This window comes from Pseudoduganella namucuonensis (assembly GCF_900116645.1).
GTDB classification, from domain to species: Bacteria; Pseudomonadota; Gammaproteobacteria; order Burkholderiales; family Burkholderiaceae_D; genus Rugamonas; species Rugamonas namucuonensis.
In genome coordinates, this window is record NZ_FPBO01000001.1 from 306,757 (window position 1) to 319,923 (window position 13,167).

At 66.9% G+C, this 13,167-nt stretch carries 12 protein-coding genes; 7 read left to right on the forward strand and 5 right to left on the reverse strand.

Annotation, left to right across the window (positions count from 1 at the left end; all coding sequences use genetic code 11):
- Positions 1 to 46 precede the first annotated feature (46 nt).
- Positions 47 to 982 carry a UDP-3-O-acyl-N-acetylglucosamine deacetylase gene (lpxC, locus tag BM436_RS01345; RefSeq protein WP_093552673.1) on the forward strand — a complete coding sequence of 312 codons (936 nt, stop codon included), beginning with the start codon at positions 47 to 49 and terminating at the stop codon, positions 980 to 982.
- Positions 983 to 986: 4 nt separating this feature from the next.
- Here the strand turns inward: lpxC and BM436_RS01350 are convergent, their stop codons facing one another.
- Positions 987 to 1,469 carry a DciA family protein gene (locus BM436_RS01350; RefSeq protein ID WP_093552675.1) on the reverse strand — a complete coding sequence of 161 codons (483 nt, stop codon included), beginning with the start codon at positions 1,467 to 1,469 and terminating at the stop codon, positions 987 to 989.
- A 213-nt stretch (positions 1,470 to 1,682) separates the two neighbouring features.
- Between BM436_RS01350 and secA the strand changes: the two genes are divergently transcribed.
- Positions 1,683 to 4,448: a preprotein translocase subunit SecA gene (secA, locus tag BM436_RS01355; RefSeq protein ID WP_093552677.1), complete on the forward strand. Its 2,766-nt coding sequence runs from the start codon at positions 1,683 to 1,685 to the stop codon at positions 4,446 to 4,448.
- A gap of 42 nt (positions 4,449 to 4,490) precedes the next feature.
- Here secA and BM436_RS01360 read toward each other — a convergent pair whose 3' ends face one another.
- The gene (locus BM436_RS01360; protein ID WP_093552679.1) at positions 4,491 to 5,426 is read right to left on the reverse strand and encodes an HDOD domain-containing protein; all 936 of its coding nucleotides are present in this window, start codon (positions 5,424 to 5,426) and stop codon (positions 4,491 to 4,493) included.
- A gap of 188 nt (positions 5,427 to 5,614) precedes the next feature.
- On the opposite strand from BM436_RS01360, the gene BM436_RS01365 reads away from it, so the two are divergent.
- Both BM436_RS01365 and BM436_RS01370 read left to right on the forward strand, forming a co-directional pair.
- On the forward strand, positions 5,615 to 6,223 hold the full coding sequence (locus BM436_RS01365; protein WP_229488730.1) for an excisionase family DNA-binding protein: 609 nt from the start codon (positions 5,615 to 5,617) through the stop codon (positions 6,221 to 6,223).
- Complete coding sequence (locus BM436_RS01370) at positions 6,220 to 6,594, forward strand: Hpt domain-containing protein (protein ID WP_093552683.1); 375 nt, start codon at positions 6,220 to 6,222, stop codon at positions 6,592 to 6,594. Before BM436_RS01365 ends, BM436_RS01370 begins: the two co-directional genes overlap by 4 nt.
- Here the strand turns inward: BM436_RS01370 and BM436_RS01375 are convergent.
- From BM436_RS01375 to BM436_RS01385, 3 genes are all read right to left on the reverse strand, one after another.
- The gene (locus BM436_RS01375) at positions 6,588 to 8,570 is read right to left on the reverse strand and encodes an ATP-binding protein (protein ID WP_093552685.1); all 1,983 of its coding nucleotides are present in this window, start codon (positions 8,568 to 8,570) and stop codon (positions 6,588 to 6,590) included. The two genes, BM436_RS01370 and BM436_RS01375, sit on opposite strands and share 7 nt — an antisense overlap.
- A gap of 105 nt (positions 8,571 to 8,675) precedes the next feature.
- Positions 8,676 to 9,080: a type 2 periplasmic-binding domain-containing protein gene (locus tag BM436_RS01380; protein ID WP_093553002.1), complete on the reverse strand. Its 405-nt coding sequence runs from the start codon at positions 9,078 to 9,080 to the stop codon at positions 8,676 to 8,678.
- 31 nt (positions 9,081 to 9,111) lie between these two features.
- Positions 9,112 to 10,326, reverse strand: a complete 1,215-nt coding sequence (locus BM436_RS01385) for a hypothetical protein (RefSeq protein WP_093552687.1) — start codon at positions 10,324 to 10,326, stop codon at positions 9,112 to 9,114.
- 243 nt (positions 10,327 to 10,569) lie between these two features.
- Here BM436_RS01385 and argJ point away from each other — a divergent pair, with 243 nt between their 5' ends.
- Genes argJ through BM436_RS01400 form a run of 3 tightly spaced genes read left to right on the forward strand, consistent with a single transcriptional unit; the run spans position 10,570 to position 13,119 of the window.
- The gene (gene argJ / locus BM436_RS01390; protein WP_093552689.1) at positions 10,570 to 11,805 is read left to right on the forward strand and encodes a bifunctional glutamate N-acetyltransferase/amino-acid acetyltransferase ArgJ; all 1,236 of its coding nucleotides are present in this window, start codon (positions 10,570 to 10,572) and stop codon (positions 11,803 to 11,805) included.
- Position 11,806: 1 nt separating this feature from the next.
- Entirely contained in the window at positions 11,807 to 12,691 is an 885-nt protein-coding gene (locus BM436_RS01395; RefSeq protein WP_093552691.1) for an ATP-binding protein, read from the forward strand.
- Positions 12,688 to 13,119 (forward strand): NUDIX domain-containing protein, encoded by a 432-nt coding sequence (locus tag BM436_RS01400; RefSeq protein ID WP_371859614.1) that lies wholly within the window; start codon positions 12,688 to 12,690, stop codon positions 13,117 to 13,119. Before BM436_RS01395 ends, BM436_RS01400 begins: the two co-directional genes overlap by 4 nt.
- The last annotated feature ends 48 nt before the right edge of the window (positions 13,120 to 13,167 follow it).

The window sequence follows — 13,167 nt, forward strand, 5'->3', positions numbered from 1 at the left end:
GCGGGCCCGGCGGGAAGCGGCGGGCGTTCTCCGATATAATCGGGGGATGTTAAAACAGCGCACCATCAAAGAAAAAGTCTGCACCACCGGCGTCGGCCTGCACTCGGGCACCAAGGTCGTGCTGACCCTGCGGCCGGCCGCCATCGGCACCGGCATCGTGTTCCGCCGCGTGGACCTGGACCCGGTGGTCGAGTTCCCGTCCAGCGCGATGGCGGTCGGCGACACCCGCATGGCCTCGGTCCTGATCCAGGACGGCGCCCGCGTCTCCACCGTCGAGCACCTGATGTCGGCCTGCGCCGGCCTGGGTATCGACAACCTGTACGTGGATGTCAGCGCCGAGGAGATCCCCATCATGGACGGCTCGGCCTCGTCCTTCGTGTATTTGTTGCAACAGGCCGGCGTGCAGGAGCAGGACGCGGCCAAGAAGTTCATCCGCGTGGTCAAGCCGGTGGAGGTGCGCGACGGCAAGGGCGCCAACGAGAAGTGGGCGCGCCTGGTGCCGCACGACGGCTTCAAGCTGGACTTCTTCATCGAATTCAACCACCCGGCGGTCGACGGCACGGCGCAGCGCGCCACGGTCGACTTCGGCGACGTCACCTATGTGCAGGCGATCGCCCGCGCGCGCACCTTCGGCTTCATGCAGGACGTGGAAATGCTGCGCGGCATAGGCCTGGCGCGCGGCGGCTCGCTGGAAAACGCCATCGTGATGGACGAGTACCGCATCCTGAACGCGGACGGCCTGCGCTACGACGACGAGTTCGTGCGCCACAAGATCCTGGACGCGATCGGCGACCTGTACCTGGTCGGCCATCCGCTGGTGGCGGGCTACGAGGCGCACAAGTCCGGCCACGCGCTGAACAACCTGCTGCTGCGCGAGCTGCTGGCGCATCCGGACGCGTACGAGATCGTCACCTACGACAACCTGGCGTCGGCGCCGGAATCCTATGTGCGCCAGATGACCCACGAGTGGGCGTTGAATTAACTGATTAGTAATCCGGCCGGTCCCGGCGGCGCCGCACCATCAGCCGCAGCGCCTGGATCAGGTCGCTGTTCTGCTTGCTCTGCTCCAGCGACACGCTGAGCGCCTCGAACGCGTCCACCGCCGCCGGCGGCAGCGACAGCGCCCGCATCTCCTCCTTGATCTCGGCGGCCTTCATCATCTGCACCCGCAGCTTGATGTTGTGGATTTGCCAGCCTTTCCTTTGCAGCATCTCCTGCAGTTTCGGCAACTGCTGCTTCAGCTTGGCCGCCAGCGCCGCGCTGGGCGTGGACAGCAGCAACTGGCCGTCCTCGAAGGCCAGGATGTCGCAGTGGGCGAACATGGAGGGCAGGGCGGCGGCGCAGTCCTTTTGCAGGGCGGCCATGCGCTCCACCGCCGGCAGCAGGGCCGCCAGCTTGTGGTCTTTTTTGAGGAAGTCCGTGGCGCCGGCCGGGATCCGGCCATGGCTGTAGGATTTGAAGAAGCGCATGGCCGAAACATACCACAGGCCGCCAGGCCGTGCAGGCCGGAAATTCCGCGCCGCCGGGATTTTTCCAACTTAGTTACCGTACAGGCACTTGTTATACAAGCCAATAACCCAATCTTGGCCGGATCGCATGATAAAATCACCGGTCTTTTGCCCCTGGCAAGCTGTGCACCCAACGAAGTACCTACAGATAGCTTATTTTAACGGCGTTAACCAATGTCCTTACTGACCCAGATTTTCGGCAGCCGCAATCAGCGACTGCTCAAGCAATATCAAAAAACGGTACGCGAAATCAATGCGCTTGAGCCGGCGATGGAAAAGTTGTCGGATGCCGAGTTGCAAGCCAAGACCCCCGCCTTCAAGGAACGCATCGCCGCCGGCGAGGCGCTCGACGCGCTGCTGCCCGAGGCGTTCGCAGTGTGCCGCGAGGCGTCCAAGCGGGTGTTCAAGATGCGCCACTTCGATGTGCAGCTGATCGGCGGCATGGTGCTGCACTTCGGTAAGATCGCCGAAATGGGCACCGGCGAGGGCAAGACCCTGACCGCGACCCTGCCGGCCTACCTGAACGCGCTGTCCGGCAAGGGCGTGCACATCGTCACGGTCAACGACTACCTGGCCCAGCGCGACGCCGAGACCATGGGCAAGCTGTACAACTGGCTGGGCCTGTCGACCGGCATCAACCTGTCGCAGATGGAGCACGCCGCCAAGCAGGAGGCCTACGCCTCCGACATCACCTACGGCACCAACAACGAGTTCGGCTTCGACTACCTGCGCGACAACATGGTGTTCGAGGCCCGCGACCGCGTGCAGCGCGCGCTGAACTTCGGCATCGTCGACGAGGTCGACTCGATCCTGATCGACGAGGCCCGCACCCCGCTGATCATTTCCGGCCAGGCCGAGAACCACACCGACCTGTACCACAAGATCAACGAAGTGCCGAAGATGCTGATCCAGCAGATCGGCGAGGAAACCCCGGACGGCAAGGGCAAGATCGAGGTGCCGGGCGACTACACCAAGGACGAGAAGGCGCACTCGGTGCTGCTGACCGAGGCCGGCCACGAGAAGGCCGAGGGCATCCTGGTCAAGATGGGCCTGCTGCCCGAGGGCGCCTCGCTGTACGACTCGGCCAACATCACGCTGGTGCACCACCTGTACGCCGCGCTGCGCGCGCACGCGCTGTACTTCAAGGACCAGCACTACGTGGTGCAGAACAACGAGGTGGTGATCGTCGACGAATTCACCGGCCGCCTGATGACGGGCCGCCGCTGGTCGGACGGCCTGCACCAGGCCGTCGAGGCGAAAGAGGGCGTGAAGATCCAGAACGAGAACCAGACGCTGGCCTCGATCACCTTCCAGAACTACTTCCGCATGTACGCCAAGCTGGCCGGCATGACCGGCACCGCCGACACCGAGGCCTACGAGTTCCAGGAGATCTACGGCCTGGAAACGGTGGTGATCCCGCCCAACCGCCCGTCCCAGCGCAAGGACAAGCAGGACCAGGTCTACAAGACCAACGGCGAGAAGTACAACGCCATGGTGACCGACATCCGCGACTGCTACGACCGCGGCCAGCCGGTGCTGGTGGGCACCACCTCGATCGAGAATTCGGAACTGCTGTCGGGCATCCTGACCAAGGCCAAGCTGCCGCACAACGTGCTGAACGCCAAGCAGCACGCCCGCGAGGCGGAGATCATCGCCCAGGCCGGCAGCCCGCGGGCGATCACCATCGCCACCAACATGGCCGGCCGCGGCACCGACATCGTGTTGGGCGGCAACGTTGAAAACCAGATCAAGTTCATCGACGCCAACCCCGCGCTGAGCGACGCCGACAAGGCAGGCCAGGCCAAGGCGCTGCGCGACGGCTGGCAGGCGCTGCACGAGCAGGTGGTGGCGGCCGGCGGCCTGCACATCGTCGGCACCGAGCGCCACGAATCGCGCCGGGTCGACAACCAGCTGCGCGGCCGCGCCGCCCGCCAGGGCGACCCGGGCTCCTCGCGCTTCTACCTGTCGCTGGACGACCCCTTGCTGCGCATCTTCGCGGGCGACCGCGTGCGCGCCGTGATGGACCGCCTGAAGATGCCGGAAGGCGAGCCGATCGAGGCGGGCATCGTGTCCCGTTCGATCGAGTCGGCGCAGCGCAAGGTCGAGGCCCGCAACTTCGACATCCGCAAGCAGCTGCTGGAGTACGACGACGTCGCCAACGACCAGCGCAAGGTGATCTACCAGCAGCGCAACGAGCTGCTGGAAAGCACCGACATCTCGGAGATGATCCAGTCCCTGCGCCACGGCCTGTTCACCGACGTCGTGCGCGAGTACGTGCCGGAGGAATCGGTCGAGGAGCAATGGAACATCAAGGGCCTGGAAGCGGCGCTGGCCGGCGAATGGCAGGTCGAGGTGCCGCTGCGCGCCATGCTGGAGGCCGAACCGACGCTGAACGACGAGGACTTGCTGGAACGCGTGCTGGCCGCGGCCGACGCCGTGTACCAGGCCAAGATCGACGTCGTCGGCAAGGACGCCTTCGGCGGCTTCGAGCGCAACGTCATGCTGCAAAGCGTGGACAGCCACTGGCGCGAGCACCTGGCCGCGCTGGACCACCTGCGCCAGGGCATCCACCTGCGCGGCTACGCGCAGAAGAACCCGAAGCAGGAATACAAGCGCGAGGCGTTCGAGCTGTTCGGCCAGATGCTGGACATGATCAAGAACGAGGTCGTCAAGCTGGTCATGACGGTGCGCATCCAGTCGCGCGAGGAGATCGACGCGGCCGAGGCGGCGATGCAGGCCTCGCACGTGGAGAACGTGTCCTACCAGCACGCCGACTTCAACCCGAACGCGGCGCCGGAAGACCTGCTGTCGCCGGCCCCGCAGGGCGGCCTGAACGAGATCGAGGCGCAGCTCAGCATGGGCGTCAAGGTGGGCCGCAACGATCCATGCCCTTGCGGCAGCGGCAAGAAGTTCAAGGCTTGCCACGGCAAGCTGGCCTGAGCGGCCCGAACCAAAAAAAACCGGGCCGCGAGCCCGGTTTTTTTACGCCCGCGCCATGCTTTCCCGCGCGGCTTGCGGTTCCCGCGCCGGCGCGGCGTCCGCGGCATCCGCAGCGGCCGTCGGCGGCGCCGCGCTTGTGTCGAGCTCCAGCGCCTCGCACCACTGCCGCCAGTTCATATTGGCCTCGTCCACCAGGTCCAGCAGCGTGCGCATGTCGAGCGGCAGCCTGGAGCCCATCTCCGCCAGCGCGCGCAGCGCCGCGGCGCGCTGTTCCTGGCCCGCGAGGAACAGGTCGGCGACGCAGGACGCGGTCTGCAGGATGCGCGCCATCTGGCGCACGCGGCGCTCCACGGCCATGTGCGGCGCCTCCTGGCACTGCACCGCCTCGCTGTAATCGCGCCCGAGCTGCCAGCCGCGCGCCAGCGCCGCGCCCATGTTCAGGTGGCTGTAACCGTAGTGGACCGACTCGGCCCGCAGCAGCTGGCTCGCCGGCCGCTCGCCGCAATCGCGCAGCAGGCGGGCATAGGAACGGGGACGCGCGGTGGCCAGGGCCAGGCGTCCGACGTCGGCCAGCAGGGCGAGGGAGAATATCTCGGACGCGGACGCGACCGGCAGCTCGGCCGCCAGCACCTGCGCCGCGCAGGCCATCGCGAAGGAGTGCGACCAGTGACGGCCGTAGTCGAAGCCCGCGCACGCGCCGCGCTGGTGGCCCGCGTACAGGTCCAGCCCCAGCGCCATCTGGCGCACCACCAGCGGACCCGCCGCCGCGACCACGCTGGCCGCGCCGTCCTCCGCCGCGGCGCCGGCGAGGCGCCGCAACGCCAGCAGCAGCACGGGGTCGGCGGCGACCCGCTCGGCCACGGCGCCGGACGGGCTGTCCGGACGCTCGCACAGCAGCATCAGCGACTGCGCGGCGGGAGTGGGGGAGGGCAGCAGCCCGGCGGCTTTTAATTCGGCGAAATCGATCAATTCGAGCATGGTGGTCGGGGCGGTGGGAAGCGGAGACGCGGCTTTGCCGTCGGCCGTTTCGGGTTCATAATGGATGCGGTGGTTTCTGGTTGGAATTGATTTTAACCAAAATTCCTTAAATTTATTAAATTTGATTAATTTGATTTTTCTATCGATGCCATTGATTTCTATCTGGCAAATTTATGGCGAGGGCGCGGATGGCGGCTGAAGAGGTATGCACCACGCAAAAGGCGGCGGAATTGCTGGGGATTTCAGTCTCGTCCGTGCAACAGTTGGTGGAGGCCGGCGTCATCGAGGCGTGGAAGACCAAGGGCGGGCACCGCCGCATCCCGCTGGCGGCGGTGCAGGCCTACAAGAGCGCGCCCCAAGCGGGGACGCAGGCCGCGCAGGCCGCCTCCCCGCAGCGCCGCAACGACACCGTGCAGGTGCTGGTGGTGGAGGACAATCCCATGCAGCGCGCCCTGTACCAACGCCAGTTCGCCATGTGGGGGCTGCCCATCGCCGCGCGCTTCTGCGAGAACGGCTACCAGGCGCTGATCGAGATCTCGCGCCTGCATCCGCACGTGCTGCTGGCCGACATCGTGATGGAGGGCATGGACGGCTACGAGATGATCAAGACCATCTTCGGCTATCCGGAGCTGGCCGGCATGAACATCGCCATCCTGTCCGGCCTGTCGCCGGGGGAGCTGGAGGAGCGCGGCGGCGTGCCGCCCGGCGTGGTGTTCTTCGGCAAACCCGTCAATTTCGACGAATTGCGCGGCTATATGCGGGCCTGTTGCGCCCAGCAGGCGCGCCCGCCGGCATGAGCGGCCCGCGGGGCGGCGAGGCGGGCTACGGCCACATCGATCCGGCCGTGCTGATGCGCGCCGTCGGCGGCGACGCGGCCAGCTACCGCGCGCTGGCGGCCATCTACCTGGACAACACGCCGCGGCTGCACGCGGACCTGCAGCGGGCGCTGGCGGCGGGCGACTGCAAGGCCGCCGCGTTCTGCTGCCACGCGCTGAAATCGAACACGCTGCTGATCGGCGCCGTCGAGCTGACCGACCTGCTGAAGGCGCTCGAGGATTTCGCGCGCGACGGCGAGGACGCCGCGCTGCCGCTGGCGCGAGCCGAGCTGGCGCGGCTGTTCGCGCTGGTGGAGGCCGAGCTGCGCGCCAGCGTCGCGGCGCTTCAGTAGCCGGGCCGCGAGCCGTCCCGCTGCGGCGAACTGCGCGGCATGGTGATGCGCACCGTGGTGCCATGTTCCGGCCGCGAGGCGATCGACACGCGCCCGCCCAGCACCCCGGTGACGATGTTGTACACGATGTTCATGCCCAGCCCGGTGCCGCCCTTGCCCATCTTGGTGGTGAAGAAGGGATCGAACACGTGGCGCCGCACCTCCTCCGGCATGCCGACGCCGTTGTCGCTGAAGACGATCTCCACCATGCCATCCGGCAGCTCGGCCGCGCGCACCGTGATGGCGCCGCTCGCGCGGTGCTCGAAGGCGTGCGCCAGCGCGTTGTTGATGAGGTTGGTGAACACCTGGTACAGGCTGCCGGGATAGGAATCCAGCGCCAGCTCCGGCGGCACGTCGAAATCGGTGTCGCAGTTGGCGCGGCGCAGCCGGGGCAGGTAGGTGGCGACCGTGTCCGTCACCACCCCCAGCAGCATGAATTCGCGGCGCTGGTCGTTGGTCTGGTCGACCGCGATCTGCTTGAACGAGGCGATCAGGTTGGCCGCCTTTTGCAGCGAGCCGCTGATCAGCCCCGAGGCCAGCTTGACCTCCTCGTTGTAGCTCGACAGCGCCGAGCGGCGCAGCGTGGCGCCGCTCAGCATGGCCTCGAACTCGTTCACCTTGTCCGACAGCGCCGTGGCCGCCAGCAGGCTGTTGCCGATGGGCGTGTTCAGCTCGTGCGCGATGCCGGCCACCAGCGAGCCCAGCGAGGCCATCTTCTCCGCCGCGATCAGGTCGTGCTGGGTCTGCTGCAGCGTCTCCAGCGCGTGCTGCAGGTCGGCCGAGCGCTCGCGCACCCGGCTCTCCAGCGACGCGTTCAATTCCTCCAGTTGCTGTTTCGCCTTGACCTCGGCGGTCAGGTCCAGCAGCGCCCAGATCACGGCGTCCACGCCGTCCAGCGTCAGGCTGGACGACCAGATCGCCACCTTGCCCGGGATGCCGCCCTCGAGAACGATGCCGGCCACCTCGCCCCGCACCACGCCGTCGCGCATGAACATCTGCCAGACGCGCTCGCGCTCCCCGGGCGGCGACCAGAACGTGAAATCGCTGGAGCGGTGGCCCACCAGCTGGTGCTCGGCGTAGCCGAAATTGCGCATCAGCGCCTGGTTGGCGCCGATGATGCGGCCGGCCCGGTCGGTCACGGTGAGCGGCAGCGGCGCCATGTCGAACAGCGTCTTGAAGCGCGCCTCCGATTCGGACAGGCGGCGCTCGGACGCCTCCAGCTGCGCCACGCGCTCGCGCAGCGCGGCGCCCATGGTGTTCAGCGAGCGGGCGTAGACCTCGATCTCGTCGCCCGTCGTGTCCGGCAGGGGCTGGCCGAAGGCGCTCTTGAACATCTGCCGGGCCTGGGCGGTGAGGGTGCGCAGGCGCTTGCCTATGCCCTGGGTGAAGGCGTAGAACAGCAGCATGCCCATGCTCAGCCCGGCCAGCGAGATCACGCTCGACTGCAGCAGCACCTCGTCGCGCGCCTGCGCCAGTTCGCTGGTGGACAGGCCGAAGTTGAGCGAGCCGACCTGGTTGTCCTTGAGCAGCATGGGCGCGCGCGCGTGCAGCATGTCGTCCTTGCGCCAGGTGCGCACGCCGTTGCGCGTGCCCGTTTCCGGGCTGCGCAGCGCCTCCGGCAGCACGGCCGGACGCACGCCGACGGTGCTCACGGCCTGCTCGTGCTGGTCCAGCACCACGATGTAGCGCACGAAGCTGTCCTTGGGGTCGGACAGCATCTCGGCCCAGTAGTCGCTCAGTTCGTTGAGGCGGCCCGACATCGCGTAGGGGCTGAGCGACAGGTTCAGCGTCACCGCGTACTCGTGCGCGACGCGCTCGGCGTTCTTGCGCACGGCGTCGTCCATCACGCGCAGGCTGTTGCCGATCAACAGCGCCACCAGCAGCAATTGGACGAAGGCGCTCAGCACCAGAAACTTCGCGCGCAGCGATAGGCTCACTTGCTCTCCTTGCGGGCGGGGGGAAAACAGCAATATAACCGATGCAACTTTCGGATAGAAAGAAAAACGCCGGCTGGGGCCGGCGTCTGGGGGAGGGGAGGGGGCTTAGGGCAGGGTCAGGATGACCTTGACGGTGTCGTCCACCGCCGACTTGTCGATGTAGCCGATGGCCTTGGGATCGTCCGCCACCGCCTTCTTGACGTCGGCGTTGGATTTGTACTCCCTGGGCGGCGTGGCCTTGCCGGTGAACACCAGCTTGGACCAGATGGCCTTGACCTGGGCCGCGTCCTTGTCCGTGACCTTCTGGTAGAAGTCGTTGCGGATGGCCGAGCCCTCGGCCTGGTCCACCGGCGTGAACATGGTCGATTTGCCGAGGAAGAACTGGGCGGCCTGCTCGGAGAACATGCGGGTGGCCGGGTTTTTCGGGCTGACGATGACCACCGTCTCGGCCATGGCCGGCACGGTGGCCGCGATCAGCGCTGCCAACGAGAAGCGCAGCAGGGACGTCATCGGTTTGTTCTGTATTTTCATGTCGGTCACCTTAGAAAACGAAGTCCAGGCCGGCGGCCACGACAGTCACGCCGTCCTTCTGGCCGGTCGCGGGAGGGAAGATCAGCGAGCCCGATTTGACCTTGGGCTTGACGCGGTCGACCTGCACCTTCAGGGCCAGCGACTTGGCGAAGTCCCAGCGCACGCCGACCAGGTCGGACGACTGCTCGGCCGACAGCAGCACATTGGCGACGGCCGCGTTCAGCGGCGGGATGCGGCCCAGCGCGGCGGGCACCGTCACGCTGCCGCCCGCGCCCCGGTAGGCGGCGTGGCTGTAGTAGGGCAGCACCTTGCCGAAGCGGTAGCCGGCCATCACGTACCAGGAATCGGTCTGCGGGATGTAGACCGCCTCCTTGGCGCGGCGCTGCGCGTACTCGGACTGCACCAGCACGTTGTTCCAGTCCACCGTCAGGCCCAGCGAGGTGAAGGTCATTTTCTTGCCGCCCACCAGGCCCAGGTCCTGGCCCAGCTGGGCGAAGCCCACCGAGCGCAGGGTGGCGGCCAGCGCGTTCAGCGGCGCCAAGTCGTCGCTGTGCATATTGGCGCGCACATGGCTGAAGCGCAGCATCACCGGGCCGTGCTCGCCGGACACGCTGACACCCTGCACCGGCGCGCGGTACTTGGCGACGGAGCCGCCGCCGGTCGGCACGAACAGCTTGCCGCGGCTGGTGCCGGCGAAGGCCTGCACGGTGAGGTTGGTGTCGCCGAAGGCGTGCTGGTAGTTCACGTCCGCGCCGTCCATGTTCTCGATCGGCGCCTGGCCGTACATCTCGATCGGCGGCCGTATCATGGTGTTGGCGTAGCCCACGTTCTGGTAGTCCGAGATCAGGAAGCCGGGCAGCACCACGCGGCCCACGCGCACGTTGACCTCGTCGTTGATCTTGGCCTTCAGGAAGCCCCAGGTCAGGTCGGTGGTGAAGCTGGGGCTGGTGTTCTTGCGGGTCAGCACTTGCGCGGTGCCGGACAGCCAGTCGTTGAGTTTGTAGGTCGCCTGCAGGCCCAGGTTGGAATCGAGGCCGATGCGCGGGCTATCCTTCACGCCCACGGCCTGGTTGTAGCGCGCGAACTGGACGGTGTCGGTGTCGCTTCGCGCCACGCCCAGGGTGCCGAAGCCGCTGACGCTCAGGTTGCCATCGGCCAGCGCGCCGGCCTGCGCCAGCGAGCCGCAGGCCGCCAGCACGGATGCTGCCAAAAGATGCTTTTTCATTAAGAAGTCCATTCCCGTTATTGTTTTATCGAGGCGGCGTCCCCTCCGGTACCGCGCGGACATCACCTTAGTGGAAATTGCTGTCGAGTAAAACGGGAGGGAGGGGAAACCGAACGAACGTTCTAATTTATGTGGCTTTTTGGCCGCAAAAGCGTGGCGGAAAAGCAAGGGCGTCGCGTGGCCGCGGACGGGGGCCAGTGGTATTACAATAACGCCTCCTCTACCCTTGCACGAGAACAAAAAATGGCCGTCAATTCCCCCATCCCAGTCGCAGCCGACCTGAAGCCCGTCGCCGGTATCGAAATCGGCTTCGCCGAAGCCGGCATCAAGAAGCCGAACCGCAAGGATCTGCTGGTGCTGCGCCTGGCGCCCGGCGCCACCGTGTCCGGCGTGTTCACGCTGAACCGCTTCTGCGCCGCGCCGGTGCAGATCTCCAAGGCCAACCTGGCCAAGGTGAACGCCGGCGGCGAGCCGATCCGCGCGCTGCTGGTCAACACCGGCAACGCCAACGCGGGCACGGGGGAGGCCGGCATGGCCAACGCGTTGAAAACCTGCGGCGCGCTGGCCGACCTGCTGGGCTGCCAGCCGGAACAGATCCTGCCGTTCTCGACCGGCGTGATCCTGGAGCCGCTGCCGGTGGACCGCATCACGGCCGGCCTGCCGCAAGCGGTGGCCAACCTGACGGTGGACAACTGGTTCAACGCCGCCGAGGCCATCATGACCACCGACACCCAGCCGAAGGCGGGATCGCGCACGGTCGACATCGCCGGCCATCGCGTGACGCTGACCGGCATCAGCAAGGGCGCCGGCATGATCAAGCCCAACATGGCCACCATGCTGGGCTACCTGGCCTTCGACGCCAAGGTCGCGCAGCCGGTGCTGGACGTGCTGGTCAAGCAGGCCGCCGACCAGTCCTTCAACTGCATCACCATCGACGGCGACACCTCCACCAACGACTCCTTCATGCTGATCGCCACCGGCGCCGGCACGCTGGAGGTGAACTCGGTGGACTCGCCCGAATACAAGGCGCTGGCCGCCGCCGTCACCGAGCTGTCCGTGTTCCTCGCGCAAGCCATCGTGCGGGACGGCGAGGGCGCCACCAAGTTCATGACGATCACCGTGGAGGACGGCGCGGACGTGGAGGAATGCCGCAAGATCGCGTACTCCATCGGCCACTCGCCGCTGGTCAAGACGGCCTTCTTCGCCTCCGACCCCAACCTGGGCCGCATCCTGGCCGCGGTCGGCTACGCGGGCGTGGACCTGGACGTCAGCAAGATCAACCTCTACCTGGACGACGTGTGGGTGGCCAAGGACGGCGGCCGCAACCCGGACTACAAGGAGGAGGACGGCCAGCGCGTGATGAAGCAGAGCGAGATCACGGTGCGCGTGAAACTGGCGCGCGGCGCCGCGGCGGCCACCGTGTACACCTGCGACCTGTCGCACGACTACGTCAGCATCAACGCCGACTACCGTTCCTGACATGGCGACCCCACTCGAACATTTCCTGGTGCGCGCCGAGGCCCTGCTGCAGCGCGTGGAGGCCATCCTGCCGCAGGCGCCGCGCGAGCCGGACTGGAAACTGGGCCACGCCTACCGCTGGCGCAAGCGCGCCGGCGGCGTCAGCCACCTGCAGGCGGTGACGCACGTGTCGAGGATCGCGCTGGACGACCTGCACAACATCGCGCCGCAAAAGCTGGCGATCGAGCAGAACACGCGCCAGTTCGTGCAGGGGCGCCCGGCCAACAACGTGCTGTTGACGGGCGCGCGCGGCACCGGCAAGAGCTCGCTGATCAAGGCTTGCCTGAACCAGTTCGCCGATGACGGGCTGCGCCTGATCGAGGTCGACAAGGCCGACCTGGCCGAGCTGCCCGACATCGTCGACCTGGTGGCGGGGCGTCCCGAGCGTTTCATCATCTTCTGCGACGACCTGTCGTTCGAGGAGGGCGAGAGCGGCTACAAGGCGCTGAAGGTGGCGCTGGACGGCTCGATCTCGGCGCAGTCCAACAACGTGCTGATCTATGCCACCTCCAACCGGCGCCACCTGATGCCGGAGCGCATGTCCGACAACGCCACCTACACGCACGACGAGGACGGCGACCTGCATCCGGGCGAAACGGTGGAGGAAAAGATCTCGCTGTCCGAGCGTTTCGGGCTGTGGCTGTCGTTCTACGCCTTCAAGCAGGACGACTACCTGAACATCGTCGGCCACTGGCTGCGCAGCTTCGGCTGCACGGACGCGCAGGTGGCCGAGGCGCGCGGCGACGCGCTGCGCTGGGCGCTGTCGCGCGGCTCGCGCTCCGGCCGGGTCGCCTGGCAGTTCGCCAAGGACTATGCCGGCAAGCTGCCGGACGGAAGCGCCGCGTGAGCGTGGGCGAGGTGAAAGTCAAACCGGTGGACGTCGCGGTGGGCATCCTGATCAAGCCCAACGGCGACGTGCTGCTGGGCCAGCGCCCGGCGGGCAAGCCCTACGACGGCTACTGGGAATTCCCCGGCGGCAAAGTCGATCCCGGCGAAACGGTGCTGGAGGCGCTGAAGCGCGAATTCGTCGAAGAGTTGGGGATGAACATCCACAGCGCGCAGGAATGGTGCGGCGTCGAATATGTCTACCCGCACGCCCACGTCCGGCTGCACTTCTACATCAGCCGCGACTGGAGCGGCGAAGCGCAGAGCCTCGAAGGTCAAGCGTTCGCGTGGCAAGGCACGGTCGGCGTCGAGCCGCTGCTGCCGGCCACGATCCCGCTGCTCGAATGGCTGGACCAGATCCGCCACGACCCCACGGCCCTGCCCGCCTAAAAAAGCGCCCAGGGCTATTTTTCCCGTCAAGCAATAATAGCCCAGGGC